At 63.3% G+C, this 24,738-nt stretch carries 24 protein-coding genes; 16 read left to right on the top strand and 8 right to left on the bottom strand.

Translation table 11 applies throughout. The features are described from left to right. Window positions 1-99: 99 nt before the first annotated feature. Both ACTJKL_RS05270 and ACTJKL_RS05265 read right to left on the bottom strand, forming a co-directional pair. Window positions 100-939, bottom strand: a complete 840-nt coding sequence (locus tag ACTJKL_RS05270; RefSeq protein ID WP_440852360.1) for an AraC family transcriptional regulator — start codon at window positions 937-939, stop codon at window positions 100-102. Window positions 940-1,058: 119 nt separating this feature from the next. Then, window positions 1,059-1,754 (bottom strand): TetR/AcrR family transcriptional regulator, encoded by a 696-nt coding sequence (locus ACTJKL_RS05265; RefSeq protein WP_100672868.1) that lies wholly within the window; start codon window positions 1,752-1,754, stop codon window positions 1,059-1,061. A gap of 228 nt (window positions 1,755-1,982) precedes the next feature. Here ACTJKL_RS05265 and ACTJKL_RS05260 point away from each other — a divergent pair, with 228 nt between their 5' ends. The 12 genes from ACTJKL_RS05260 (at window position 1,983) to ACTJKL_RS05205 (ending at window position 17,251) form a co-directional block, all read left to right on the top strand. Beyond that, window positions 1,983-3,188, top strand: a complete 1,206-nt coding sequence (locus tag ACTJKL_RS05260; protein ID WP_324762385.1) for an HlyD family secretion protein — start codon at window positions 1,983-1,985, stop codon at window positions 3,186-3,188. Between the two features lie 28 nt (window positions 3,189-3,216). Beyond that, window positions 3,217-4,806, top strand: a complete 1,590-nt coding sequence (locus ACTJKL_RS05255; protein WP_275597310.1) for a DHA2 family efflux MFS transporter permease subunit — start codon at window positions 3,217-3,219, stop codon at window positions 4,804-4,806. Between the two features lie 273 nt (window positions 4,807-5,079). Further along, window positions 5,080-6,165: a metallophosphoesterase gene (locus ACTJKL_RS05250; protein WP_440852395.1), complete on the top strand. Its 1,086-nt coding sequence runs from the start codon at window positions 5,080-5,082 to the stop codon at window positions 6,163-6,165. A 97-nt stretch (window positions 6,166-6,262) separates the two neighbouring features. After that, the gene (locus ACTJKL_RS05245; RefSeq protein ID WP_440852359.1) at window positions 6,263-7,300 is read left to right on the top strand and encodes a LacI family DNA-binding transcriptional regulator; all 1,038 of its coding nucleotides are present in this window, start codon (window positions 6,263-6,265) and stop codon (window positions 7,298-7,300) included. A gap of 9 nt (window positions 7,301-7,309) precedes the next feature. Then, window positions 7,310-8,764, top strand: coding sequence for a xylulokinase (xylB, locus tag ACTJKL_RS05240; RefSeq protein WP_440852358.1), 1,455 nt, complete (start codon window positions 7,310-7,312; stop codon window positions 8,762-8,764). Window positions 8,765-8,858: 94 nt separating this feature from the next. Further along, on the top strand, window positions 8,859-10,169 hold the full coding sequence (xylA, locus tag ACTJKL_RS05235; protein ID WP_440852357.1) for a xylose isomerase: 1,311 nt from the start codon (window positions 8,859-8,861) through the stop codon (window positions 10,167-10,169). 191 nt (window positions 10,170-10,360) lie between these two features. After that, window positions 10,361-11,413: a sugar phosphate isomerase/epimerase family protein gene (locus ACTJKL_RS05230; protein ID WP_275597314.1), complete on the top strand. Its 1,053-nt coding sequence runs from the start codon at window positions 10,361-10,363 to the stop codon at window positions 11,411-11,413. Between the two features lie 190 nt (window positions 11,414-11,603). After that, on the top strand, window positions 11,604-12,788 hold the full coding sequence (locus ACTJKL_RS05225; RefSeq protein WP_440852356.1) for a Gfo/Idh/MocA family protein: 1,185 nt from the start codon (window positions 11,604-11,606) through the stop codon (window positions 12,786-12,788). A 209-nt stretch (window positions 12,789-12,997) separates the two neighbouring features. Next, window positions 12,998-14,371 (top strand): GH1 family beta-glucosidase, encoded by a 1,374-nt coding sequence (locus tag ACTJKL_RS05220; RefSeq protein WP_440852355.1) that lies wholly within the window; start codon window positions 12,998-13,000, stop codon window positions 14,369-14,371. A gap of 335 nt (window positions 14,372-14,706) precedes the next feature. Then, the gene (locus ACTJKL_RS05215; RefSeq protein WP_440852354.1) at window positions 14,707-15,783 is read left to right on the top strand and encodes a methionine ABC transporter ATP-binding protein; all 1,077 of its coding nucleotides are present in this window, start codon (window positions 14,707-14,709) and stop codon (window positions 15,781-15,783) included. Beyond that, window positions 15,773-16,438: a methionine ABC transporter permease gene (locus tag ACTJKL_RS05210; protein ID WP_018096681.1), complete on the top strand. Its 666-nt coding sequence runs from the start codon at window positions 15,773-15,775 to the stop codon at window positions 16,436-16,438. The genes ACTJKL_RS05215 and ACTJKL_RS05210 overlap by 11 nt, the downstream gene beginning before the upstream one ends. A gap of 36 nt (window positions 16,439-16,474) precedes the next feature. Beyond that, entirely contained in the window at window positions 16,475-17,251 is a 777-nt protein-coding gene (locus tag ACTJKL_RS05205; RefSeq protein WP_440852353.1) for a MetQ/NlpA family ABC transporter substrate-binding protein, read from the top strand. A gap of 243 nt (window positions 17,252-17,494) precedes the next feature. Here the strand turns inward: ACTJKL_RS05205 and trhO are convergent, their stop codons facing one another. The 3 genes from trhO to ACTJKL_RS05190 form a co-directional block, all read right to left on the bottom strand. After that, a complete protein-coding gene (gene trhO / locus ACTJKL_RS05200; protein WP_440852352.1) occupies window positions 17,495-18,442 on the bottom strand; it encodes an oxygen-dependent tRNA uridine(34) hydroxylase TrhO in 948 nt (315 codons plus the stop codon). 78 nt (window positions 18,443-18,520) lie between these two features. Continuing rightward, on the bottom strand, window positions 18,521-19,423 hold the full coding sequence (locus tag ACTJKL_RS05195) for a CHAD domain-containing protein (RefSeq protein WP_379937930.1): 903 nt from the start codon (window positions 19,421-19,423) through the stop codon (window positions 18,521-18,523). Beyond that, window positions 19,420-19,893 carry a CYTH domain-containing protein gene (locus ACTJKL_RS05190; protein ID WP_100672881.1) on the bottom strand — a complete coding sequence of 158 codons (474 nt, stop codon included), beginning with the start codon at window positions 19,891-19,893 and terminating at the stop codon, window positions 19,420-19,422. Before ACTJKL_RS05190 ends, ACTJKL_RS05195 begins: the two co-directional genes overlap by 4 nt. A gap of 259 nt (window positions 19,894-20,152) precedes the next feature. Between ACTJKL_RS05190 and ACTJKL_RS05185 the strand changes: the two genes are divergently transcribed. The 4 genes from ACTJKL_RS05185 to ACTJKL_RS05170 all read left to right on the top strand — a co-directional run bounded on the left by ACTJKL_RS05185 (window position 20,153) and on the right by ACTJKL_RS05170 (window position 22,692). Further along, window positions 20,153-20,791, top strand: a complete 639-nt coding sequence (locus ACTJKL_RS05185) for a 2-dehydro-3-deoxy-phosphogluconate aldolase (protein ID WP_100672882.1) — start codon at window positions 20,153-20,155, stop codon at window positions 20,789-20,791. Window positions 20,792-20,959: 168 nt separating this feature from the next. Further along, window positions 20,960-21,664 (top strand): tellurite resistance TerB family protein, encoded by a 705-nt coding sequence (locus ACTJKL_RS05180; RefSeq protein ID WP_275597319.1) that lies wholly within the window; start codon window positions 20,960-20,962, stop codon window positions 21,662-21,664. A 117-nt stretch (window positions 21,665-21,781) separates the two neighbouring features. Further along, window positions 21,782-22,483 carry a GNAT family N-acetyltransferase gene (locus ACTJKL_RS05175; protein ID WP_440852351.1) on the top strand — a complete coding sequence of 234 codons (702 nt, stop codon included), beginning with the start codon at window positions 21,782-21,784 and terminating at the stop codon, window positions 22,481-22,483. After that, window positions 22,480-22,692, top strand: a complete 213-nt coding sequence (locus tag ACTJKL_RS05170) for a hypothetical protein (protein WP_018096705.1) — start codon at window positions 22,480-22,482, stop codon at window positions 22,690-22,692. The genes ACTJKL_RS05175 and ACTJKL_RS05170 overlap by 4 nt, the downstream gene beginning before the upstream one ends. A 40-nt stretch (window positions 22,693-22,732) precedes the next feature. On the opposite strand, the gene ACTJKL_RS05165 is transcribed toward ACTJKL_RS05170, so the two are convergent. From ACTJKL_RS05165 to ACTJKL_RS05155, 3 genes are all read right to left on the bottom strand, one after another. After that, the gene (locus ACTJKL_RS05165; protein ID WP_440852350.1) at window positions 22,733-23,776 is read right to left on the bottom strand and encodes a nickel/cobalt transporter; all 1,044 of its coding nucleotides are present in this window, start codon (window positions 23,774-23,776) and stop codon (window positions 22,733-22,735) included. Further along, window positions 23,770-24,414 (bottom strand): DUF1007 family protein, encoded by a 645-nt coding sequence (locus ACTJKL_RS05160; protein ID WP_440852349.1) that lies wholly within the window; start codon window positions 24,412-24,414, stop codon window positions 23,770-23,772. Before ACTJKL_RS05160 ends, ACTJKL_RS05165 begins: the two co-directional genes overlap by 7 nt. A 118-nt stretch (window positions 24,415-24,532) precedes the next feature. Beyond that, a partial coding sequence (locus ACTJKL_RS05155; protein ID WP_440852348.1) for a LysR substrate-binding domain-containing protein occupies window positions 24,533-24,738 on the bottom strand: 206 nt, incomplete at its 5' end.

Raw genomic sequence — 24,738 nt, 5'->3', positions numbered from 1 at the left:
GCGCCGCCGCGCTTTTCGCGGCGACGTTGTCGGCTCCGGGTGATCGAAAAGGTGGAATTGTCGAAGGAAAGCCGGCTGCAACTGTCCGTGCACCGGAAATCAGCCCTTCAGCGGCACCCAGATCTCGACCGCACCCATGCCGGAATGCGGATCGAAGCGCTCGTCGTAGCGTTCCATCAGGTCGGGCAATTCACCATGTCGGTGGCCGGACTGCGGAAACCAGGTCGTGAAGATGTGGTGGGCCGTGTTGGCGATCCCGGAAATGTGCCCGCGGTGGACGAAGATCGCGTAACGCTGCCGGGGCAGCTTGAGTGTCGAAAAGCCGGTGGGCAGGGCCTCGGCGTCCCGTATCTCCGCCGCAGCCATGTAGCGGAAGCGGCCCGCCTCGCCGTCCGACTGGGTGCAGACGCCATAGGCGACATTGCCGTGCTGACCGGGAATGCTGCCGAAATAGGCGTTGAAACGCTGCCAGAGGGACGGGATGCCTTCGGTGCGGTTGTAGTCATAGGTCTCTGCGAGACCGGCGAGAAGAAGCCCCTGGCTTTCCTCGAAGCGCGGCGGTTCGATCTTCAAAGTGCGTGCGTCGTCCATTCTGATCGGCTCCAAAAGCTCGACATTGCGGACGTGCCCCTGCTTGCGGATCGTCTCGGGCGTCACCCCGAACTGCTCGCGAAAGGCACGGGTGAAAGCCTCGTGCGAGCCGTAGCCCGCCTCGAGGGCCACTTCGAGAATGCCGGATGTGCCGTTGGCGAGGGCAAGCGCGGCGCCGCTCAGGCGTCGGCCGCGGATATAGGCACTGATCGAGCGACCGGCCGAAAGCCCGAATACGCGCGAAAGATGATAGCGCGAAAGGCCGGCGGCCGCGGCGATATCATCCAGCGATATATCCTCGGCGAAATGGCTTTCAATGAACCAGATCGCCCTTCCGATGGCACTCATCGTCACTCCCTTTGTGGACACGCAAGGTCTTACGGCCTTTCAGGCGAGCGCGTTTGATCGCGATTGCTGGATTGCAAGAAGATGGTGCGGCGTGTTTCGCCGGCAAGGCGCCGTGGCGTTTACTCCGTGCCCGTCGTCTTTCCGTAGGCGGCGAGGAAAACACGGATGGCGGATCTGACGTTCTTTTCGATGCTTTCGGCCGAGACCGCATCGCACATGCCGAAAAGCCGTCCCTTGAACATTCCGGCCATGGCGAGATCGATGAACTGCTTTGCGGCTATTTCCGTGTCTTCGATCGAGAGCGTGCCTGCCGACACCTGCTGGTCGAGATAGGCCTTGAGCACGGTGTATCCGTTCTCCGGCGTCGCGGTGAAGAAGCGCTGCGCCAGCCGGGGCATCCGGTCGATCACCCCGAGTACCGTGCGCATCGCGCGGATCGTGTAATCCGACGTTATGCTCGTCACCAGCTTCACGCCGAAAGCGTGAAGCGCCTCCTCGATCGGTTCATTGCCGTTCAACGATTGCTTGACGCTGTTGACGATAATGTTGCGCTCGCGCGCGATGAGCGCCGTGAACAGGTCTTCCTTGTTCTCGAAATAGACGTAGAGCGTGCCCTTGGAAACGCCGGCCTCGCGCGTGATGTCGTTCATGCTGGCGGCGTCGAAACTGCTCCGCATGAAAACGCGTTTGGCGCCGTCGAGAATCCGCTCGCGCTTGACCGGATCCTCGCCGGCGGCGTGACGCCCACCGGTCGACGGGTGTTCGTGCTGGTCCTGCAGGGATCTTTCCTGCTCTGCGCTTTTCGCTGACGTCATGGCTGCCGGACGTATCCACTCCTTTTGATCTAGCTTGCGTCACGGGAACGCGTCCAGATCCGATTCCAATGAGAATAGCGGGCGCGGAGAGAACGCGCACACTTTATCTTCACCTTACAAATCGAACCGACTGGTTCGATTTGCTCTTGATATGCGGTGCGAAAGGCATTATGTCAAGCGTCATCGAACCGAACGGTTCAGTTCAATTCCAAAACAGATCGGTGGCCCATGTCCGCTTCCAGCTCTTCCAGTGCTGCCCGTGTTCGTCCCGTAGGCGACGATTTCGAAATGGATACCCAGAAGGCCGAGGCCAAGGGGCCCGGAACCGACGCTGCAGCCGCAGAGCAAACCGGGACCGAGAGCGCTGCGCCCCCCAAGAAGCGCCGCAAAATTCTTCCGGTGCTGGGTCTCGTGCTCCTCGGTGCCGCCGGCTGGTACGGCTATGACTGGTGGACCAACGGCCGTTTCCTGGTCTCGACCGACGACGCTTACATAGAAGGGGACATCGCGACGATTTCGCCCAAGGTGTCCGGCTATGTCGCCAAGGTCGACGTCGTCGCCAACCAGCATGTAAAGGCTGGAGATCCCCTCGTGACGCTCGACGACGGCGATTATCGTATCGCGGCCGAACAGGCCGAGGCGCAGATCGCCACGCAGAAGCTTGCGCTCGACCGCTTCGATGCGCAGATCGCCGGCGCCAAGGCGAGCCTTACTCAAACCGAAGCGCAGAAGAAGGCGCTCGAGGCGACGGTACGTGGCGCGGAACTGGCCCAGAAGCGCGCCAGCGAGCTGCAGTCGAAGTCCTTCGGCACCGACGCTTCCCTCGACAGCGCACAGGTCGCACTCGATCAGGCTCGCGCGAATCTCGCCGGCGCGGAGGCGAACATTGCTGCGGCCAAGTCCAACATCACCGTGCTCGAGGCCCAGCGGATGGAAGCGGAAAGCACGATCCGGTCGCTGGAGCTTACCCGCGACAAGGCAAACAGGGACCTGGCCTTCACGGTGCTGAAGGCGCCCTATGACGGCGTGATAGGCAATGTGGCGGTTCAGGTCGGCGATCTCGTCTCGGCCGGCCAGCGGCTGGCCGCGCTCGTTCCGACGGATGAGCTCTATATAGACGCCAACTTCAAGGAAACGCAGATCGCGCATCTGGTGCCGGGTTCCAAGGTCCAGATCCATGTCGACGCCTATGAGGATCATCCGATCGAAGGCACGGTCGCATCGATCTCGCCGGCGTCCGGCTCCGTCTTTTCGCTGCTGCCGGCGGAAAACGCGACCGGCAACTTCACCAAGGTCATCCAGCGCGTTCCGGTGCGCATCACGCTGCCGGCCGACGTGCTGGCAGAAGGGCACCTGCGCGCGGGGCTGAGCGTCGTGGTCGACGTCGATACCCGCACCGCACCGGAACAGTCGAAGGTCGCGGCCGCGAAGTAAAGGGCTCAAGGCCCGAGGAGAGGCGGAAATGGCCGCAACAGCAACAGCGGGCGCGGCTGCGCCGAGCCTACCCAAGGCCGAGGAGCATATGGACCCGCGGCGGCTCATCGCCTTTTTCGCGATGGTCGTCGGAATGTTCATGGCGATCCTCGACATCCAGATCGTCTCCGCCTCGCTCGCCGAGATCCAGGCGGGCCTGTCGGCCGGATCTGACGAGATCGGGTGGGTGCAGACCGCCTATCTGATCGCGGAAGTCATCATGATCCCGCTCTCGGGCACGCTTGCCCGCATCGTCTCGACGCGGGTGCTCTTCTCCGTGGCCGCGGCCGGCTTCACGGCCGCCAGCGCTCTTGCCGCCACGGCCACCAACATCGAACAGATGATCGTTTACCGGGCGATCCAGGGATTTATCGGCGGCGGCATGATCCCGTCGGTCTTTGCCGCAGCCTTCACCATCTTCCCGCCGTCGAAGCGCAACGTCGTCTCGCCCATCATCGGGCTCATCGCGACGCTTGCGCCGACCATCGGCCCCACGGTCGGCGGTTATCTGAGCCATGCCTTTTCCTGGCACTGGCTGTTCCTCGTCAACGTCATTCCCGGCATCATCGTCGCGACGGTCACCTGGATCTTCATCGATTTCGACAAGCCGGAACTCGGATTGATCAAGAAGTTCGACTGGTGGGGACTTCTCTCCATGGCGATTTTTCTCGGCTCGCTCGAATACGTGCTGGAGGAAGGCAATGCCAATGACTGGTTCAACGACGAGCACATCGTCATGGGTGCCGTCGCCGCCACCGTCGCCGCCGCCGTCTTCTTCTATCGGGCGTTCAAAGTCGATTTCCCGGTCGTCGATCTCAAGGCCTTCGCCAACCGCAACTTTACCTTCGGCTCGCTCTTCTCCTTCGTCATGGGGATCGGCCTTTACGGGCTCACCTATCTCTATCCGCTCTATCTCGGACGTATCCGCGGCTACGACTCCCTGATGATCGGCGAAACCATGTTCGTCTCGGGTCTCGCCATGTTCCTGACCGCGCCCGTTGCGGGTTTCCTCGCCGGGCGAATGGATCCGCGAGCGATGATGACCATCGGCTTTGCCGGCTTTGCCGCGGGCACCTGGCTGATGAGCCAGATGACCGCCGACTGGGATTTCTGGGAGCTGCTCGTTCCGCAGATCCTGCGCGGCTGCTCGCTGATGCTCTGCATGGTGCCGATCAACAATATCGCACTCGGCACCCTGCCGCCGGCGCGCATCCGCAATGCGTCGGGACTCTACAACCTGACGCGTAACCTCGGTGGCGCAGTCGGGCTGGCGGTCATCAACACGATCCTCACGCAACGCCAGGATTTCCACTACGCCCGGCTCGCCGAGCACGTGGAATGGGGCAACCCGGAGGCTGTCGAGCGGATGCGCAACATCGCCACGACCTTCACTGCGCACGGCCTCGACGGAACCACGGCTGCGGTCAAGCAGCTGGCGGCGATGGTCCAGCAGCAGGCGGCGATCATGTCCTTCATCGACGTGTTCGTATTGCTCACCGTCCTGTTCCTGTCGATGATCGCCGGCGTCCTGATGATCGCCAAGCCACAAGGCGCCGGCCCAGGCGGCGGCGGGCATTAGAGCGGGAATGAGGAAAAGTGTGCGCGGTTTTCCGCCCGCGTCCCGCTCTACCGATTGGAATCGATCACGTTGATCTTAGGTCGACTCGACCTAAGATCAACGTGATCAACAGGACGCCGATGCCGCGGGGTGGCTGCCCTTATTCCGCTCCAGCGCTTTACGCGGTTTCGAGATCGCTGCAATATTCCGTCTCGTCGAAGCTGTCGAAGGGCGCGCGTAGCAACGCGCGGGCGGCGCATGAACGATCATCCTTGCCTACGGCCTTCGCGGCGGATGTTCCTCGCCGGTGCAGTCGGATTCGGTCTCTCGATGACCGTCGGCGGCAGATCTGCGGGGGCGGCCGGCCCTCCGGTCGACGTGACCTTCCTCTTTGCCGCGGACATCCATGCCTGCCTCGTTTCGACGGACGGCTTGGCGCCGAACTGCGAAGCGGAGGGCAAGACCGACGCCAGCCTCTTGCGCCACGTCGCCGCGCTGAACGCATTGGCGGCACAGCACTGGCCGCATGCCGTTGGAGGGATGCCGAGCGGCCTTGCCAGTGCGGGCACGAGGATTTCGCGTCCGCTCGGTCTGGTGCTCGGCGGCGACATCACCGACGACGGCGGCGGCCAGGTTCGCCAGCCCCGCGAGGGGCGGCAATTACAGCAGTTCCAAAGCCGGTACGAGCAGGCGCCGGGCCCGCACCATATCCACATTCCCGTTTATGTCGGCCTTGGAAACCATGACCTCGACCAGGACGGGCCGCCGCCGAATGCCGACTGGTATCGCCGGGAGCTGCGAGACTATGTCGAGCTTACCCATCGCCAGACCGTTTTCTACAAGCCGCCGGTGCCGGTCGCGAATTACGATCCGCTATCGGACAGCTATTCCTGGGACTGGGGCGGTCTTCATCTCGTACACCTGCAGCGTTTCGGAGGCGACGAGAGCAAGGGCGCGGTGAGCGGATTGCCGTGGCTTAAGAGCGATCTCTCCTCCCATGCCGCCGATGGCCGGCCGGTCGTCCTCTTCCAGCATTATGGCTGGGACGCGTTTTCGACCGAGGCCTGGGATCCGGCGGCAAAGACCTTCGACGACAAGGGGGAGGGCGAGCCGCATTGGTGGAGCGCCGACGAGCGCCAGGCGTTGCTCGACCACGTGCAGGGCTACAACATCGTCGGCCTCTTCCATGGGCACGAGCATGACCGCGTCATGGTCTACAGGGTCGGCGGGATCGACGTCTTCAAGCCCAAGGCGGCCTTTCTCGGCGGTTTCACGGTCGTGCGCGTGACCGGCAGCTTCATGGATGTAGCCTTCGGCGAGGCCGAGGGCGAGCATGGCCACGTCGTGTTCACGCAGGCCTTCAGCAAGCGTTTCGACTGAAGCGACATTCCGGAACTCGTCCATTCGAGCGCTCGCCCGGAGTTTTCTGATTTACGTACATCAAAAATTCCTCTAATGGGTTTGCCGGGAGGAAGAGATGCGACCGACAGTTCACGATATCGCCGCCGAGGCGGGCGTCAGCCTCGCCACCGTCGACCGGGTGTTGAACAATCGTCCGGGCGTGAGAAGCGTCACGCGCGAGCGGGTGGAACAGGCGATCGCCACGCTCGGCTATGTTCGCGACGTCGCCGCTGCCAATCTTGCGAAGAGCCGCAGCTATCCTCTGGTCTTCATCCTGCCCGCCGGCGAAAACTCCTTCATGCGCGGTATCGAGGCGGAGGTTCGGTCGGCAATGTCGCGTTCCGCGACAGAACGGCTGGATATAACCATCCTTTCCGTTCCGGCCTTCGACGCAGCGGCGCTCGCCGCCGCGTTGCTCGAGGCACGTAAGCGCCGGCCGGCGGGTGTCGCGGTGGTTGCCGTCGACGCGCCGGACGTGACGCGGGCGGTAAAGCAGCTCCGCGAAGACGGCATTGCCGTCGTTACGCTGGTTTCCGATCTGCCGGGGTCGGGGCGCGACCATTTCGCCGGCGTCGACAATGTCGCCGCGGGCCGCACCGCCGGCAGCCTGATGGGCCGGTTTCTCGGCGGCGGCGAAGGACCCGTCGCGGTGCTCGCCGGCTCCATGCTGGTACGCGACCACCGCGATCGGCTGGAGGGTTTCCAGACTGTCATGAGCGAGGATTTCCCCTCGCGCCAGGTCCTGCCGGTGATCGAGGGGCAGGACAATCCGTCGCTGGTCGAGACGCTCGTCGGCACCCTTCTCGGGCAGCATCCCGATCTTGCCGGCATCTACAGCTGCGGCGCCGGCAATCGCGGCCTTGTCGCGGCGCTCGAAAAGGCGGGCAAAGGAAGGGCCGTTTGCACGATCGCGCATGAGTTGACGCCGCACAGCCGCGCCGGGCTTCTTTCCGGCACGATCGACGCGCTGCTCAACCAGAATGCGGGCCACGAGGTCAGGAGCGCCATCCGGGTGCTGAAAGCAAAGGCGGACGGGCTGCCGGTCATCGCGGCGCAGGAGCGCATCCGCATCGATATTTTCCTGAAGGACAACCTGCCGCTCGAGCAGGAATAGGAGGGCACCATGTATCTCGGACTGGATCTCGGCACGTCCGGCGTCAAGGCCATGCTGATGGACGGCGAGCAGCGGATCATCGGCTCCGCCAGCGGCGCGCTCGACGTCGACCGGCCGCATCCCGGCTGGTCGGAACAGGATCCGGCTGACTGGATCCGTGCCGCGGAGGAGGCGATCGCCCGATTGAGGGAATCGCATCCGCAAGCGATTGCCGCCGTCCGCGGCATCGGCCTTTCCGGCCAGATGCACGGTGCGACATTGCTCGACGAAGGCGATGCGGTCCTGCGGCCGTGCATATTGTGGAACGACACCCGCAGCTTCCGCGAGGCGGCAGCGCTCGACGGCGATCCGCAGTTTCGGGCGCTGACCGGCAACATCGTCTTTCCGGGCTTCACCGCACCGAAGCTCGCCTGGGTGCGTGAAAACGAGCCGGAGCTGTTCGCCAGGGTTCGCTGGGTGCTGCTCCCGAAGGATTACCTGCGCCTCTGGCTGACCGGCGAGCATATGTCGGAAATGTCCGATTCGGCCGGCACGTCATGGCTCGATACGGGCAAGCGCAAGTGGTCGGCGAGCCTGCTTGCCGCTACGCAGCTCGAGGAGAGGCAGATGCCCGAACTCGTCGAGGGCACGGATGTGGCCGGCACGCTGCGGCCGGAGCTCGCCGCGCGTTGGGGCATGGGGCCTGGCGTCGTGGTCGCCGGCGGTGCGGGCGACAACGCAGCCTCGGCCTGCGGTATGGGGACGGTCGGGGAGGGGCAGGCCTTCGTCTCGCTCGGCACGTCCGGCGTCCTTTTCGCGGCCAATGCAAGCTATCTCCCCAACCCGGAGAGCGCGGTCCACGCCTTCTGCCACGCATTGCCCAACACCTGGCACCAGATGGGCGTGATCCTCTCGGCGACGGACGCGCTGAACTGGCATTCCGGCATCACCGGCCGGAGTGCTGCGGAACTCGCTAATGAACTCGGCGAGAGCCTCAAGGCGCCGGGCTCGGTTACGTTTCTTCCCTATCTCTCCGGCGAGCGCACGCCGCACAACGACGCGGCGATCCGCGGCGTCTTCGCCGGCCTCGGGCACGAGAGCTCCCGGGCGGTGCTGACGCAGGCGGTGCTCGAAGGCGTTTCCTTCGCGATCCGCGACAGTCTCGAGGCATTGCGCGCGGCCGGCACGAAGCTCACGCGGGTGACGGCGATCGGCGGCGGTTCGCGCTCGCGTTATTGGCTGAGCTCGATCGCGACCGCACTGAACCTGCCGGTCGACCTGCCCGCGGACGGCGATTTCGGCGCTGCTTTCGGCGCGGCTCGGCTCGGCCTGATCGCCGCCACCGGAGCTGACCCGGCCGCGGTCTGCACCGCACCCGAGACGGCGGAAACGATCGCGCCGGAGGCATCGCTCGTGCCCGCCTATGAAGATGCTTACCAGCGCTATCGCCGGCTCTTTCCGGCGATAAAGGAAGCGGCGCTGTGAGCAGTTTCGGCGCATCCACCACCTGCCTTCCACCCGATAGCCGGCTCCGTCGCGAACGGTGCCGCCAATTCACAATCCATGAGAGGAGACTGTCGTGAGCACGGGATTTTTCGGCGATATCGCCAAGATCAAATACGAGGGACCGGAAAGCACCAATCCGCTCGCCTTCCGCCATTACAATCCGGACGACGTCGTCCTCGGCAAGCGGATGGAGGATCATCTGCGCTTCGCCGTCGCCTACTGGCACACCTTCGTCTGGCCGGGCGGCGATCCCTTCGGCGGGCAGACCTTCGAACGCCCCTGGTTCAAGGATTCGATGGATGCCGCCAAGCTGAAGGCGGATGTCGCCTTCGAATTCTTCCAGCTTCTCGGCGTACCCTACTACTGCTTCCACGACGCGGACGTGCGCCCGGAGGGGCGGAACTTCGCCGAGAACACGAGCAATCTCAACGAGATCGTCGATTATTTCGCCGGGAAGCAGGAAGAGACCGGCGTCAAGCTGTTGTGGGGCACGGCGAACCTCTTTTCCAACCGCCGCTTCATGGCCGGGGCTGCGACGAACCCGGACCCGGACGTCTTCGCCTTTTCCGCCGCGACGGTGAAGACCTGCATCGACGCGACGCAGCGGCTGGGCGGCGAAAACTATGTGCTCTGGGGCGGACGCGAGGGCTATGAGACCCTGCTCAACACCGACCTGAAGCGCGAGCTCGATCAGCTCGGCCGCTTCCTCAATCTGGTCGTCGAATACAAGCACAGGATCGGCTTCAAGGGCACGATCCTGATCGAGCCGAAGCCGCAGGAGCCGACCAAGCACCAGTACGACTACGACGTGGCGACCGTCTATGGCTTTCTCAAGAGATACGACCTCGAAAACGAGGTGAAGGTCAACATCGAGCAGGGCCACGCGATCCTTGCCGGACATTCCTTCGAGCACGAGCTGGCGCTCGCCAATGCGCTCGGCATCTTCGGTTCGATCGACATGAACCGCAACGACTACCAGTCCGGCTGGGACACCGACCAGTTCCCGAACAACGTGCCGGAAATGGCGCTCGCCTATTACCACGTGCTTGCGGGCGGTGGCTTCAAGACCGGCGGCACGAACTTCGACGCGAAGCTGCGCCGCCAGTCGATCGACCCCGAAGATCTGCTGATCGGCCATATCGGCGGCATGGATTGCTGCGCGCGCGGCCTGAAGGCGGCCGCGAAGATGATCGAGGACAAGGCGCTCTCCGCACCGCTCGAAGCGCGCTATGCCGGCTGGAACGTGCCGGAGGCGAAGAAGATGCTCGACGGCGGCTTCTCGCTCGAGGAGATCGAGGCCTGGGTGCGGAAGGCCGACGTCAACCCGCAGCCGAAATCCGGCAGGCAGGAGCTTCTGGAAAACGTGGTCAACCGCTACGTCTGACGGGCACGGGGATCCTTTTTCGCGAGGGGGGCACAAGCCGATTGCCCCTCGCGAAGAATCTGCTAGCTTCTGGCTCCTGCAACGTTGCAGGTGTATCAGCTGCTGCGAATTCGCGGGCCGGAAGCACTGGAAGTCAACGGTCGGCCGCAGTGCCGGCACATCGGACACCGCTCCATCAGGGAGGAAGTTGTATGAAGACGATCAAAGGACCGGGGCTGTTTCTTGCGCAATTCGCCGGCGATGCCGCACCCTTCAATTCCTGGGATTCGATCACCAAATGGGCAGCCGATTGCGGCTATAAGGGCGTGCAGGTCCCGAGCTGGGACGGCCGGCTCTTCGACCTGAAGAAGGCTGCCGAATCGAAGACCTACTGCGACGAGGTCGCCGGCAAGGCGCGCGACAACGGCGTCGAGATCACCGAGCTTTCGACCCACCTCCAGGGCCAGCTCGTTGCGGCGCATCCCGCCTATGACGAGGCTTTCGACGGTTTCGCCGTTCCGCAAGTGCGCGGCAATCCCGGCGCACGCCAGCAGTGGGCGGTCGAGCAGGTGAAGCTGGCGCTGACCGCCTCGAAGAACCTCGGCCTCGATGCGATGGCAAGCTTTTCCGGCGCACTCGCCTGGCCCTTCGTCTATCCGTGGCCGCAGCGCCCGGCGGGCCTGGTGGAGACCGCCTTCGACGAGCTCGCGCGGCGGTGGAAGCCGATCCTCGACCATGCGGAGGATTGCGGCGTCGACGTGTGCTACGAGATCCATCCGGGCGAGGACCTGCACGACGGCATCACCTATGAGATGTTCCTGGAGCGCACCGGCAACCATGCCCGCGCCTGCATGCTCTACGACCCGTCTCACTATGTGCTGCAGTGCCTCGACTATCTCGAGAATATCGACATCTACAAGGACCGCATCCGGATGTTCCACGTCAAGGATGCGGAGTTCAACCCGACCGGACGCCAGGGCGTCTATGGTGGCTATCAAAGCTGGGTGAACCGCGCCGGCCGCTTCCGCTCGCTCGGCGACGGTCAGGTGGATTTCGGGGCCGTCTTCTCGAAGATGGCCGCCAATGATTTTGCCGGCTGGGCCGTCGTCGAGTGGGAATGCTGCCTGAAACATCCGGAAGACGGCGCGCGCGAAGGCTCCGAGTTCGTGAAGGCGCATATCATCCGCGTCACCGAAAAGGCGTTCGACGATTTCGCCGACAGCGGCACCGACGAGGCGGCGAACCGGCGGATGCTGGGAATCTAGTTCGTGATCTCACTGTCTGCCCCTCACCCGAACCCTCTCCCCGCAAGCGGGGAGAGGGGACTTGCCCTGCGGTCCCGCCGTGACAAAAGGAGGCGTCGCCACGAGTCTCTTCGCCCCGCCTGCGGGGAAACGGTCGCGGCAGCGGGATGAGGCGCAGTTCCACGCCAAACACTTCAGAAGAGGAAACAGAATGGCTATCGAGGGAAGCAGTACGGAAACGCGTCAGAAGCGCATTCGGCTCGGAATGGTGGGCGGGGGCTCGGGCGCCTTTATCGGTGCGGTGCACCGGATCGCCGCCCGGCTCGACGATCACTACGAGCTTGTCGCCGGCGCGCTCTCGTCGACACCGGAGAAGGCCGAGGCTTCGGGCCGCGAGCTCGGGCTCGACCCATCGCGCGTCTATTCGGATTTCAAGGAAATGGCGATCCGTGAGGCGAAGCTGAAGAACGGCATCGAGGCGGTGGCGATCGTCACCCCGAACCATGTTCACTATGCTGCTGCCAAGGAATTCCTGAAGCGCGGCATCCATGTCATCTGCGACAAGCCGCTGACGTCGACGCTCGCCGATGCGAAGAAGCTCAAGAAGGCGGCCGACGAAAGCGATGCGCTCTTCGTGCTGACGCACAACTATACCGGTTATCCGATGGTGCGCCAGGCGCGCGAAATGGTCGAAAATGGCGACATCGGCGCCGTCCGCCTCGTTCAGATGGAATATCCGCAGGACTGGCTGACCGAGAATATCGAGCAGTCCGGTCAGAAGCAGGCCGCCTGGCGCACCGATCCGGCGCGCTCCGGCGCCGGCGGCTCGACCGGCGACATCGGCACGCATGCCTATAATCTCGGCTGCTTCGTTTCCGGCCTCGAACTCGAGGAGCTCTCCGCCGATCTCGACAGCTTCGTTGGCGGGCGACAGCTCGACGACAATGCGCATGTGCTGATGCGCTTCAGGGAAAAGGACGGAACGCGCGCCAAGGGGATGCTGTGGTGCAGCCAGGTGGCGCCCGGCCACGAGAACGGCCTGATGGTGCGCGTCTACGGTACCAAGGGCGGTCTCGAATGGACGCAGAAGGACCCGAACTACCTCTGGTACACGCCCTTCGGCGAGCCGAAGCGTCTGTTGACGCGCGCCGGCGCCGGCGCTTCGCCGGCGGCGGCACGCGTATCGCGCATTCCGTCCGGCCACCCCGAGGGCTATCTTGAAGGCTTCGCCAATATCTATACGGAAGCGGCACGGGCGATCTATGCCAAGCGCAACGGCGGGAAGGCGGATCCTTCCGTCATCTATCCGACGATAGACGATGGCATGAAGGGCATGACCTTCGTCGATGCCTGCGTGCGTTCCTCGGAGCGCAACGGCGCCTGGATCAAGTTCTGAACCATGCAAGCCGGAGCATTTCCGCGACCGGTGAAAATGGAGATGTTCCAGAGAAGGGCGGGGATACCTCGCCCTTTTTCATTGACATTTGCCGCCGCGGCCTTAGGCCACATCCACAGACGAGGGCGAGACTTCCATGGCCCGCCTTACCATTGACCCGAACGCAGCCATGCCTTCGGTCCGGCTGCGCAGACGATGAGGCTCAAACGATGATCGAAGCCAAGAAACTGGCAGAGCGTTTTCCCGGCGACTTTGTCTTCGGCGTTGCGACCGCATCCTTCCAGATCGAGGGAGCCAGCAAGGCGGACGGGCGCAAAGCCTCCATCTGGGACGCCTTCTCCAATATGCCGGGGCGCGTTTACGGGCGCCACAACGGGGACGTCGCCTGCGACCATTACAACCGGCTGGAGCAGGATCTGGACCTCATCAGCGGCCTCGGCGTCGAGGCCTACCGCTTCTCGATCGCCTGGCCGCGGATCGTACCGGAGGGCACGGGGCCGATCAACGAGAAGGGGCTCGACTTTTACGACCGCCTCGTCGACGGCCTGAAGGCGCGTGGCATCAAGGCGTTTGCAACCCTCTATCACTGGGACCTGCCGCTGGCGCTGATGGGCGACGGTGGTTGGACGGCGCGCACGACCGCCTATGCCTATCAGCGTTACGCCAAGACCGTGATTGCGCGTCTCGGCGATCGTCTCGATGCGGTCGCGACCTTCAACGAACCGTGGTGTTCCGTCTGGCTCGGCCATCTCTACGGTGTCCATGCACCGGGCGAGCGCAACATGGATGCAGCACTTGCCGCACTGCACTTCACCAATCTCGCCCATGGGTTGGGGGTTGCGGCGATCCGCTCGGAACGGCCGGAGCTGCCGGTCGGCATCGTCATCAATGCCCATTCGGTCTATCCCGGCAGCGACAGCACCGAGGACAAGGCCGCTGCAGAGCGCGCCTTCGATTTCCACAACGGCGTCTTCTTCGATCCGATCTTCAAGGGCGAGTATCCGGAGGGTTTCCTCTCCGCGCTCGGCAAGCGCATGCCGGCGATCGAGGACGGCGACATGGCAACGATCGCCCAGCCGCTCGATTGGTGGGGGCTCAACTATTATACGCCGATGCGCGTTTCGGCAGACTCCGCGAAAGGCGCCGAATATCCGGCGACCGTCAATGCCAAACCTGTCAGCGACGTGAAGACCGATATTGGCTGGGAAGTCTATGCGCCGGCTTTGGGCAGCCTGGTGGAGACGCTCAATGCGCGCTACAGGCTCCCCGATTGCTACATCACCGAAAATGGCGCCTGCTACAATATGGGCGTCGAGAAGGGTACCGTCGACGATCAGCCTCGGCTCGATTACATCTCGGACCACCTCGCCGTCACCGCCGATCTCATTGCCAAGGGTTATCCGATGCGGGGCTATTTCGCCTGGAGCCTGATGGATAATTTCGAATGGGCGGAGGGCTACCGGATGCGCTTCGGCATCGTTCACGTCGATTACGAGACACAGGTCCGCACGATCAAGAAAAGCGGTCGCTGGTATAAGGATCTGGCTGAACGGTTTCCGGGGGGCAACCACAAGCCGGGATGATGCCGGAGCGGGCGGACGGCAGTTCTGCACAAAAAGAGTAGACTTTTGCGTCGCGCTTTGGGGCTCCGGAAAAACGTACCTGTAAAAGGGCGCGCTCGCGCGCCATAAGATCCACATGCTCCTCGGCATGGCAGTCATGCCGGGGAGGCGTTGAACTGACCGGTTGGCCGATGATAGAGAGTTGCTCCACGTTTCGAATGTCTTGTCGAATGTTTGTCTGACGAGGCGACATTTTTTCCGTGCCGGCCCTATTTATTAGGACCGGAGTTTCGAACATCCGAGAGCATCATGTATCCTCCCATCGTTTTGATCCCTCCTGCGGGGGCGACCGGACAATGACACTCCCTCGATCCGAGATATCGGCCGGTGATGCGGTCGTCTTCGATGCCGTGTCCAAGCGCTTTGCCGCCTCCGGCGGAAATACGGCCTTCACTGCGCTCGACAATGTCAGCCTGACGGTCGCTCGTGGCTCGATCACCGGTATCATCGGCCGTTCCGGCGCCGGCAAATCGACGTTGATCCGGCTGGTAAACGGCCTCGAAAAGCCTTCGAGCGGCAAGGTGTTCGTCGATGGCGTCGATGTGGGTGCGCTGGACGAGGCGGGCCTGCGCGATCTCCGCCGCTCCGTCGGCATGATCTTCCAGCATTTCAACCTGCTTTCCTCGCGCACCGTCTTCGGCAATGTCGCGCTGCCGCTCGAAATCGCCGGCATGGATCGGCGCGCGATCGAGCAGCGTGTGCGCCCGCTTCTCGAACTCGTCGGTCTTGCCGACAAGCACGGGCGCTATCCGGCGGAACTGTCGGGCGGCCAGAAGCAGCGCATCGGCATCGCCCGGGCGCTTGCGACCGAACCCAAGCTGTTGCTTTCGGACGAGGCGACCTCGGCGCTGGACCCGGAAACGACGCAGTCGATCCTGGAATTGCTCAGACGGATCAATGCGGAGCTGGGCCTTACCGTTCTGCTCATCACTCACGAGATGGAGGTCGTGAAAGCGATCACCTCCGACGTGGCAGTGATCGACAAGGGCGAGATCGTCGAGCGAGGGCACACTTTCGATGTCTTCACGCATTCCAGGCACGAGACGACGCGCGCGCTGCTTTCCGGTCTGGCGGGTTCGAAACTTCCGGAAGCCGTTGCCAGAGGCCTGAAGCCGGCGGCGGCAAGCGGCGATCGCGTCGTGGTGCGCCTCACCTTTTTCGGGGAAGCGGCGGAGCGCCCGCTGATTTCGCAACTCATCCAGTCGGTCGGTGCCGAGGTCAACATCATCGCCGGCACGATCGACGAGATCGGCGGCAAGCCCTATGGCTCGCTCGTCGTCGCCTATGGCGCCGATGCCGAAACCTCGGGCAAGGCGGAGCGCTTCTTTGCCGAAAACGGACTGGTCACGGAGGTGCTCGGCTATGTCGCCTGATCTTCTGCTTCGCATAGGCAGCGCCACGCTCGACACGATGTACATGGTGGCGATCGCCGGCCTCGTGGGCTCGCTGATCGGGCTGCCGATCGGCATCTTTCTGGCGACCAGCGGCAAGGGCGAGCTGTTTCCCGCACCCAATCTCAACCGCGCGGTGGGACTTGTGGTGAACGCGACGCGGTCGACGCCCTTCATCATCCTCGTCGTGGCGATCATTCCGTTGACGCGCCTCATCACCGGTACCTCCATCGGCACCAAAGCGGCGATCGTGCCCTTGACGATTGCGACCATTCCCTTCGTGGCCCGCCTTGTCGAGGCGGCGATCCGCGACGTCGACAAGGGGCTGATCGAGGCGGCGCGCGCCATGGGCGCCACCCCGATGCAGATCGTCTTCAAGGTCCTGCTCGCCGAATCGCGGCCGGCGCTGACGCTGGCGCTCACCATGACGATCGTCAGCCTTATCGGCTATTCGGCGATGGTCGGCGCGGTCGGCGGCGGCGGTCTGGGCGATCTGGGCATCCGCTACGGCTATCAGCGCTTCATGCCGGACGTGATGCTCGTCGTGGTGGTCGTGCTTATCGTACTCGTACAGCTCGTCCAGAGCGCCGGCGACCGGATGGCGCGGCGCTTCGACAAGCGCAGCCGCAAGACCTGATCTTTCTAACACACCACCAGCAACAAGGAGACATCCATGAAAAACCTCATTCTCGCGGCGGCCTTCGCCGCCCTGGCTACCGGCTCGGCGCTTGCAGAGACCATCAAGGTCGGCGTGACCCCGGGCGAGCATGCCGAGATCATGGAGAAGGTGAAGGAAGTCGCCGCCCCCAAGGGCCTCGACATCGAAATCCTCGAATTCTCCGACTACGTGGTTCCGAACCAGGCGCTCGCCGACGGAGATCTCAATGCCAATTCCTTCCAGCACCAGCCCTATCTCGACAACCAGATCGCCGATCGTGGCTTCGACATCGTCAGCGTGGGCCTGACCATCACCACGCCGATGGGCGTTTATTCGAACAAGGTGAAGAGCCTCGATGAGCTGGAGGACGGCGCCACGATCGCCATCCCGAACGATCCGACAAATGGCGGCCGCGCGCTCCTGGTTCTCGCATCGAAGGGCCTCATCAAGGTCAATCCGGATGCCGGGCTGAAGGTCACCCCGGCCGACGTGACGGAAAATCCGAAGAACATCGAGTTCGCGGAGCTCGATGCGGCGCAGCTGCCGCGCTCGCTGGCCGATGTCGACGCGGCCGTGATCAACACCAATTACGCGCTCGAGGCCGATCTCCACCCGAAGGAAGACGCCATCGCCATCGAAAGCGAGAAGTCCCCCTACGCCAACGTCATTGCGGTGCGTAGCGCAGACAAGGATGCGCCCTGGGTGAAGACGCTCGTGGAATCCTACCACGACGACAAGATCAAGGCTTTCATCGTAGAGCACTTCAAAGGTGCGCTTATCCCGAGCTGGTGAAGATCGCACCGGCGGGAAGCGGGTACATGCCCCGCGAAAGCCGGTGTTAATGGCAGTGGAGGCGCTTGCCACGGGTCCCTTCTTCCCGCCCGCGGGGAGAAGGTGCCGGCAGGCGGATGAGGGGCATCGACCGGGTGAGTCGATTGGACTGGAGCAGTTCAACGTTTCATGGAAACACTGAAATGCTCTGACCATTTGGTCCAACGCACTCCCGGACCGTTACGCACTTTTCCTGGAAGTGCTCTAGCTTCCGAGATGCCGCGCGCCGCGCTTCTTCGCAAGCATGATCTGCCTCTGCCTCTGGCGGTAACGCTCGCGATCCTCTTCGGTGCGGGTGTCGTGGCAGTGAACGCAGGAGACGCCTTCCTCGTGAAGATGCGACTGGAGGTCCTCGGGCGTCAGCGGCTGGCGGCAGGCATGGCAGAGCGTGTGCTCGCCCTCCTGCAGCCCGTGCGTTACGGACACGCGCTCGTCGAAGACGAAGCAGGCGCCTTCCCAGAGGCTCTCTTCCGGCGGTATTTCCTCGAGATATTTGAGGATGCCTCCCTTGAGGTGATAGACCTCCTCGAAGCCCTGCTCTTTCATGAAGGCGGTCGCCTTCTCGCAGCGGATACCGCCGGTGCAGTACATGGCGATCTTCGGCTTGTTGTGCAGGCCGCTATTGTTGCGCACCCATTCGGGAAATTCCCGGAACGTCTTGGTCTTGGGGTCGACGGCTCCCTGGAAGAGGCCGATGGCCGTTTCATAGTCGTTGCGCGTGTCGATGACCAGCGTTTCCGGATCGGAGATCAGCGCATTCCAGTCCTTCGGCTCCACATAGGTGCCGACCACCTTTTTGGGGTCGATGTTTTCGACGCCCATGGTGACGATCTCCTTCTTCAGACGCACCTTCATGCGCAGGAAGGGCATGGCCGAGGCCCGGCTCTCCTTGTGTACCAGGCCGGCGAATTCCGGCTGCGCGCGCAGACAGGCCAGGACCGCCGCAATGCCTTCCTCGGTGCCGGCGATCGTCCCGTTGATGCCCTCATGCGCAAGAAGCAGCGTTCCCTTCACCCCATTGGCGTCGCAGATCGCCTGCAGCGGCTCGCGGAAACCGGCGAAGCGCGGAAAGGATACGAAATGGTAGAGGGCGGCCACCAGAAACTGGCCCGGCGTCTCCGGGCGGCGCGATGTCGTGAGCATGTCGGTCATGCGGCACGCAAATACAGCTTTCGGGCGCCAAGTGCAATTGCGGCGAATCACGCCTGAGCCCGGCTTTCGGGAAGCGTTCTACCTCCCGGCTTCGAGCCAGAGCAGTTCGAGGGTTCGGCTCTCCCTCCGCGGCCGGTCGAGAAAGACCGCATCAGCGCGCTTCAAGGCCTCACGCCTCAGCGCGTCCTGCCTTGCCGCGACATTCGAAAGAAGATGTTCCCTGCTGTTGCCGGCAAGGTCGGGCCGCTCGTCGACGAGCGACATCAGTTCGGCGATGTCATTCAGATGGCCGAGCACGTCGACCAGGTCGCTGGCCTCCGTTCTCTTTGCCCGCATCCCCGATGGCCACGCCTCGCGAAGCAGGGCAAGCTGAATCCGGTAATCCTGTGCGCTTTTGCGCAAGTCGTGAAACAGCGCCGTATCGGTGCTGGCCGCACAGGCTGCCCTGGCGCGTGCGGCGCGCCGCAATGTCTGCCGCCAGCCCTTTGCGAGGCGCCGGGCGGATTTCCGCCTGCCGTCATGGAAGGAAACATGAGCGAGTGCAGCGTGCGCCTTTCGGCAATTGACGATGGTTTCTTCGATCTTCCGGTCGAGATCGCCTCGTTCTTCGGCAATCCGGTCGCGCCGGCTTGCGAGGATCGAGCAGACCTTGTCGAGGGCCAGCTGCTGCTCCTCGCTCGCCGCGTGCTGGCGCAGATAGCCGGCATTCTCGACAAGCGCTGCAGCGTCGCGGAATGTCGAGAGATTGCGTGCCATGGCGCGGAAGCGTGCGTTTTCCTGCCTCTGGAAGAGTGGCGCATCCGCGACCACGAGGCGATAGAGCGAGCGCAGGCGCTTGAAGCTCTTGCGCGCATCGTGAATCGCTTCATGCACGCCTTCGGGTTGAACCTCGAGCATCGCAATCGCGCGTTCGATCTGTTCCCCTCCGACGGCGCGGAAGTCCTCTGTAAAGGGGCGCTTCGGATGGAAGGCAAAGGTCATGTTTGCGCTTCCAGCAGTCCTTCGGTGGCAAGCGCCTGATTGGAGTAGCGGCGATCGCCGGTGATCTCGCGCCCCAGCCAGGCCGGCAGGTTGGGCAGGTCCGTTTCCCGCTTCATTTCGACTTCGGCGACGGTGAGCCCTTCGAGCGCGCCCTCATAGACGTCGACCTCCCAGGTGAAACCCTTGTGCGGTATCCGGAAACGCCGTTTCTCGATGACGATGCCGATTGCCTGGGTCAATAATTCCCGCGCGTCGTGCATGGGGAGATCGTATTCGTACTCGTTGCGGACGAGGGCCGATTTGCCGATCTTGATGGTCAGGCGTGCCCGCTTGTTGCCGTGAATGCGCACGCGTACGGAGCGGTCTTCCATGGTGACGATGTAGGCCTGACGTAGCCTGATGCCCTTGTCCGCGTGTTGCCGCCAGCCGTCGGTGGCGACAAGAAACTTGCGCTCAATCTCCTTTGCCATGGATCTCCTGCCATTTCGAGATGTCGGCCGGCACAGACTACCGTTTAATCGATGTCGCTCAAGTCTTGTCCCTTCGATCACGATGATTTTAGATCGGATCGACCTGAAATCGTGAACGTGACCGGTCCTGACAAGTTAGCGCGGAAGCGGGCGGTACAGCGCGAATAGTTTTCCGCGCCCCGATCTGCCGGGCTCGACAACCGCAGACTGGCACGCTATGCGAGGGGCATTATTCAATCGTTTTAAAAGGACGATCGGCATGAGCGCGAAAACGGACAAGCTTCTCTCAATCCTCAAGCTGCAGCCGGTGGTTCCCGTCTTGGTGATCGACGATGCGGCGTCGGCGGTACCGCTCGCGCGGGCGCTGGTCGCCGGCGGCCTCAAGGCGATCGAGATCACCTTGCGCACGCCGGCCGCACTGGAAGCGATCCGTGCGGTCGCGGATGAGGTGGAGGGCGCCGTTGCCGGTGCCGGCACCATCCTCAATGCCGCCCAGTTCGAAGAGGCCGTCGCGGCCGGATCGCAGTTCATCGTCAGCCCCGGCACGACGCAGGAACTGATCGACGTCGCCAACGATCACGAGGTGCCGCTGCTTCCGGGTGCGGCGACGGCGAGCGAGGTCATGGGGCTGCGCGAAGAAGGCTACGGGGTGATGAAGTTCTTCCCGGCCGAGCAGGCCGGAGGCGCCGCCTATCTGAAGTCGCTCTCATCGCCGCTCGCGGGCACCCTGTTCTGCCCGACCGGCGGCATTTCGCTTGCCAATGCGCGCGACTACCTGTCGCTTCCCAACGTCGTTTGCGTCGGCGGCTCCTGGGTGGCGCCGAAGGACCTGGTCGCCAGGGGCGACTGGGCCGGCATCACCAAGCTTGCGGCCGAGGCCTTCGCGCTCAAGGGCTGATCCCAGACGGCACGTGATGGAGGAGGGCCGGCAGTCGTCCGGCCATTTCATTCTTCACGCCGGTTTGTATTTCCGCGGCAACGTTCCTATGTCTCAATCGGCCAACGACGGAGCGGGGTGGGGCGTTCATGCTCGCCACCGCGCATGGACCGAAAAGGAGCAAGCCTGATGTTCGACGCGAAGAAATTGCTGGATCAGTTCCTGGGATCGCAGGTGCCCGGCGCCGGAGGGTCTGTCCGCGGCCGGGCGGATCAGGTGACCAAAGTCGCGAAGGACAATCCGCTTGCCACCGGCGCGATCGCCGCGGTTCTGCTCGGCACGAAATCCGGACGCAAGCTGGCCGGAAATGCCGCCGTCCTCGGCGGACTCGCCGCCATCGCCGGCCTTGGCTACCAGGCCTACAAGAACTACCAGTCCGGCAAGGAGCCGGTGGCCGAGCCCGCACCACGCGCACCGGCCCAGTTGCCCGCGCCTCCCGCCGACTCCGGCTTCGCCGCGCCGGAAGCGCTGAGCGACGACTTCGCGCTCGTGCTGGTGCGCGCCATGATCGCCGCTGCGCGCGCGGATGGCCATATCGACGGCGCCGAGCGCGGCCGCATCATGGACAAGCTGTCCGTTTCGGGACTTTCAGCGGATGCGGCGGCCTTCCTGGAGGCGGAACTCGTCAATCCGATCGATCTCGACGCCATCATCTCCGCCGGGAAGACGGAGGAGGAGCGGGTGGAGATCTATACGGCATCCCGTCTCGCGATCGAGCCGGACGGCCGGGCCGAGCGCGGCTATCTCGACCTGCTTGCCGGACGGCTCGGCCTGGCCGATGCGCTCGTCGACCACATAGAGGCGACGGTTTCTGCGGCAAAGATTCCGGCTTGAACGGATTCAAGGCGGGCGCCGATCCGTTCCGCTCATGGGTCGCATCACGAGTTTGAATTTGTCACCGCCCCGCGTCTGTCCTATTGCCAAACACGAATGCAAACGCGGGAGCAGTTGATGCGTGACCTTGCCGACTGGAAGGGATGCCCGGCGCCGAAACCGGTGCTCATCGAGGGACGATACGTTATCGTCGAGCCCTATGACCGGACGAAGCATCTGAATGCTCTCTGGAACGATGCCTTCGGCGGCATGGCCATCAACCCTCTGCTCAGATATTTCTCCCAGGACGATTTTTCGAGCATAGAGGATTTCGACGCCTGGCTTTCCGCGGTCCAGCAGAAGTCGGGCTGGGTGACCGAAGTCTTTCGCGAACAGGCGAGCGGCAAGGTCGTCGGCATGGCAAACTACATGCGCGCCGATCCCGCCAACGGCGTCGTCGAGGTCGGCGGCGTCGCGCACGGGGCCGCCATGGCGCGGTCGCCGCTTTCGACGGAAGCGCACTATCTCATGGCGAGGCACGTGTTCGAGGACCTCGGCTATAGGCGTTACGAATGGAAGTGCCACAGCGAAAATCAGGCGAGCCGCACCACTGCGACGCGCCTCGGCTTCACCTTCGAGGGCATTTTCCGTCAGCACATGGTTTCGAAGCGCGCCAATCGCGATACGGCCTGGTTCTCGATGATCGATCGCGAATGGCCGCTCATCAAGGCCGCTTTCGAGCACTGGCTTTCGCCCGACAATTTCGAACGCGATGGGCGCCAGAAGCAGCGCCTCGAGGATATCCGCGCAACGCTTGGCGCTGGGGAGGAGCGAAGGTGAGCACGCCCGAGAAGGAGAAATCGCCCGCCGTCGCGGCAGCCATCATTCTGCTGGTGGTCGGGATCGGCTTCTTCGCGTTGCCGTCGATCATGGTGAGGCTCGGCGACATATCCCCATGGCTTGCGGCCGCGGTCGGCTGCCTATTCGTGATAGGCTTCTTCCTGATCTTCTGGCTGCGCGCCCGCCATCAGCGCCGGAAGGGACTGTAATTCTCGCGATCGACGCGCCCGCATGCGCTGACGGCGCGCCTCAGCTCTGCAGTGACGCGCCCAGAAGCACTAGCCCGAGCAGCAGGACAAGCAAAGCACCGGCGATCTCGATGGCGTTCGAGATACGCGCCGCAGCCGAATCGCTGGAGGCATAGCGCACGGCAATGCCCTTGGCCGTGACGGCCATGGTCGCCAGGATCGAAACGGTGATTGCCGTACCAATCGACATGGCGAAGACCGAAAGCACGCCGCCGAGATAGAGCCCGTTCAGGAGGGCGAAGGACAGCACGATCAGTGCGCCGGAGCAAGGCCGCAAGCCGACTGCGACAATCGCCGACCAGGCTTCGCTGAGCGCGAAGCGGTCGCCCTTCAGGAGCGCCGGATCGGGTGCGTGGGCGTGGCCGCAGGTGGCGCAGACCTCGACAGGCCCATGCGCGTGGTGGTGATCGTGATGATGATGATGATGATGATGATGATGATGCTCGTGGCTGTGGCCATGAACGTCATCGGCATGCATCGTGGCAGGGGCAGGGGCCGGACGCAGCATCGATCGCAGCTTGCGGAAGACCAGCCAACCGCCGAAGGCAGCGATCAGCGCATAGCTCGCGATTTCGAGTGCACGGGTGGCGTTCGTCATGCTGATCGAGGAGCCGCGCAGCACGAGATAGACGGCGCCGATCAGGAGGATGGCAACGACGCCCTGCAGGATCGAGGAGAGGAAGGAAAGCAGCACGCCCCTCTTCAGTTCCGTCTCATTGGCGATCATGTAGGAGGAGATGACTGCCTTGCCGTGGCCCGGACCGGCGGCGTGGAAGACACCATAGGTGAAGGAAAGGCCGATCAAGGACCAGAGCTGCCACGGGTTCTCGCGCATGTCCTTGAGCGCGTCGGTCAGCATTCGGTAGAAGCCCTGCTGCTCCATGTTCACCCAGGAAAAGAAACCGCCAAGAAAGCCTGTCGTCCGGATGGAGGGCTCGGCCGTGCCGATGCCGAGAGGCGACTGTGCGGCGGCGACGGTTGCGGAAAAGACCGTCAACAGGAAGGCGGCCGCTATCAGGCGGCCGGCGTCGCGGGCATTCAGCATGTGATCTCGATCCTGGTTGCAAAAAGCTTCGACCTGTCGGTCCCGGTCGGATCGTTCCAGAAGGCGTCGGTCAGCGTGTCCTTGTTCTCCGCCAGCACTTCGTCGGGATCGGGCCGCACCACCTGATGTTGGCAGGCCTCGATCTTTTCGCCGACGACGGAGAGGTCCTCGTCGGTCGGGAAATCCATGGCGGTATACATGGTCGGGTCGTAGACGCCGAAGGAAAGCTTGCCCTTAAGCGGCATGGTCTCGGCAGGCTTGACCGCAAACATCATCAGGAGCTGGTTATCCTTGTAATCGACGGTGATGCTGTCGGGTCTGCTGACCTTCACGGATTTGCCGTTGTCGGAAATCGACGTGTAATAGTTGTACTCCGCCAGCGACTCGAGCACCGTCTGGCCGACTTCCTTCAGTTCATCCGGGTCGAGCGTGGCGTTCGCGTTCTTGTCGAAGTCGAGAACGACGCTTGCCGAAAACAGCTCGTCGAACCGCCAGACATTCCTCAACTCGCCGATCCCGCCCGTGTCGTCCGAGACGATCTCGAGGCGGGCTTCCGCGAATATATGCGGGTGGGCGAAGGCGAGCGTGGGCGCGAGGAGCGTCGCAAGGCCGGCCATGACGAGGCTTTGTATTTTCATGGGAATGGGAATCCTTTCGGCCGGGGCCGCGCGAATCGTCCCCGAATGTACCGTAAATGAGACGGAATTGGGACTTGCAGCGCGTCGTTCCAACGCGTGAGGAAGGATCGCAGTCGCATCAGCGCGTGCTGCGGAACCAGCTGTGGAGGAAGTCGACGAAGGTGCGAACCTTGGTCGGGAGGTAACGACGATGCGGATAGATGGCGTAGATGCCGCGATCCTTGGGCAGGAAATCGTCGAAGAACGTCACGAGCTCGCCGGAAGCGATCTTCGGCCGGGCGATGAAATCGGGAAGGACCGCCACTCCGATGCCGCTCACCGCGG

The sequence above is a fragment of the Sinorhizobium sp. 22678 genome (genome assembly GCF_052044265.1).
GTDB classification, from domain to species: Bacteria; Pseudomonadota; Alphaproteobacteria; order Rhizobiales; family Rhizobiaceae; genus Sinorhizobium; species Sinorhizobium meliloti_A.
The sequence above is the reverse complement of the archived record's forward strand: the minus strand, read 5'-3'. Positions and strand labels throughout refer to the sequence as shown.

What these genes read in the sequence shown, in the direction of transcription:
- ACTJKL_RS05210 (WP_018096681.1), top strand. Translation starts at nt 15,773, where the DNA reads ATGTCGCCTGATCTTCTGCTTCGCATAGGCAGCGCCACGCTCGACACG.
- ACTJKL_RS05185 (WP_100672882.1), top strand. Translation starts at nt 20,153, where the DNA reads ATGAGCGCGAAAACGGACAAGCTTCTCTCAATCCTCAAGCTGCAGCCG.
- ACTJKL_RS05250 (WP_440852395.1), top strand. Translation starts at nt 5,080, where the DNA reads ATGTTCCTCGCCGGTGCAGTCGGATTCGGTCTCTCGATGACCGTCGGC.
- ACTJKL_RS05175 (WP_440852351.1), top strand. Translation starts at nt 21,782, where the DNA reads ATGCGTGACCTTGCCGACTGGAAGGGATGCCCGGCGCCGAAACCGGTG.
- trhO (WP_440852352.1), bottom strand. Translation starts at nt 18,442, where the DNA reads ATGACCGACATGCTCACGACATCGCGCCGCCCGGAGACGCCGGGCCAG.
- xylB (WP_440852358.1), top strand. Translation starts at nt 7,310, where the DNA reads ATGTATCTCGGACTGGATCTCGGCACGTCCGGCGTCAAGGCCATGCTG.
- ACTJKL_RS05160 (WP_440852349.1), bottom strand. Translation starts at nt 24,414, where the DNA reads ATGAAAATACAAAGCCTCGTCATGGCCGGCCTTGCGACGCTCCTCGCG.
- ACTJKL_RS05245 (WP_440852359.1), top strand. Translation starts at nt 6,263, where the DNA reads ATGCGACCGACAGTTCACGATATCGCCGCCGAGGCGGGCGTCAGCCTC.
- ACTJKL_RS05190 (WP_100672881.1), bottom strand. Translation starts at nt 19,893, where the DNA reads ATGGCAAAGGAGATTGAGCGCAAGTTTCTTGTCGCCACCGACGGCTGG.
- ACTJKL_RS05195 (WP_379937930.1), bottom strand. Translation starts at nt 19,423, where the DNA reads ATGACCTTTGCCTTCCATCCGAAGCGCCCCTTTACAGAGGACTTCCGC.
- ACTJKL_RS05270 (WP_440852360.1), bottom strand. Translation starts at nt 939, where the DNA reads ATGAGTGCCATCGGAAGGGCGATCTGGTTCATTGAAAGCCATTTCGCC.
- ACTJKL_RS05265 (WP_100672868.1), bottom strand. Translation starts at nt 1,754, where the DNA reads ATGACGTCAGCGAAAAGCGCAGAGCAGGAAAGATCCCTGCAGGACCAG.
- ACTJKL_RS05260 (WP_324762385.1), top strand. Translation starts at nt 1,983, where the DNA reads ATGTCCGCTTCCAGCTCTTCCAGTGCTGCCCGTGTTCGTCCCGTAGGC.
- ACTJKL_RS05225 (WP_440852356.1), top strand. Translation starts at nt 11,604, where the DNA reads ATGGCTATCGAGGGAAGCAGTACGGAAACGCGTCAGAAGCGCATTCGG.
- ACTJKL_RS05215 (WP_440852354.1), top strand. Translation starts at nt 14,707, where the DNA reads ATGACACTCCCTCGATCCGAGATATCGGCCGGTGATGCGGTCGTCTTC.
- ACTJKL_RS05205 (WP_440852353.1), top strand. Translation starts at nt 16,475, where the DNA reads ATGAAAAACCTCATTCTCGCGGCGGCCTTCGCCGCCCTGGCTACCGGC.
- ACTJKL_RS05220 (WP_440852355.1), top strand. Translation starts at nt 12,998, where the DNA reads ATGATCGAAGCCAAGAAACTGGCAGAGCGTTTTCCCGGCGACTTTGTC.
- ACTJKL_RS05165 (WP_440852350.1), bottom strand. Translation starts at nt 23,776, where the DNA reads ATGCTGAATGCCCGCGACGCCGGCCGCCTGATAGCGGCCGCCTTCCTG.
- ACTJKL_RS05230 (WP_275597314.1), top strand. Translation starts at nt 10,361, where the DNA reads ATGAAGACGATCAAAGGACCGGGGCTGTTTCTTGCGCAATTCGCCGGC.
- ACTJKL_RS05180 (WP_275597319.1), top strand. Translation starts at nt 20,960, where the DNA reads ATGTTCGACGCGAAGAAATTGCTGGATCAGTTCCTGGGATCGCAGGTG.
- ACTJKL_RS05255 (WP_275597310.1), top strand. Translation starts at nt 3,217, where the DNA reads ATGGCCGCAACAGCAACAGCGGGCGCGGCTGCGCCGAGCCTACCCAAG.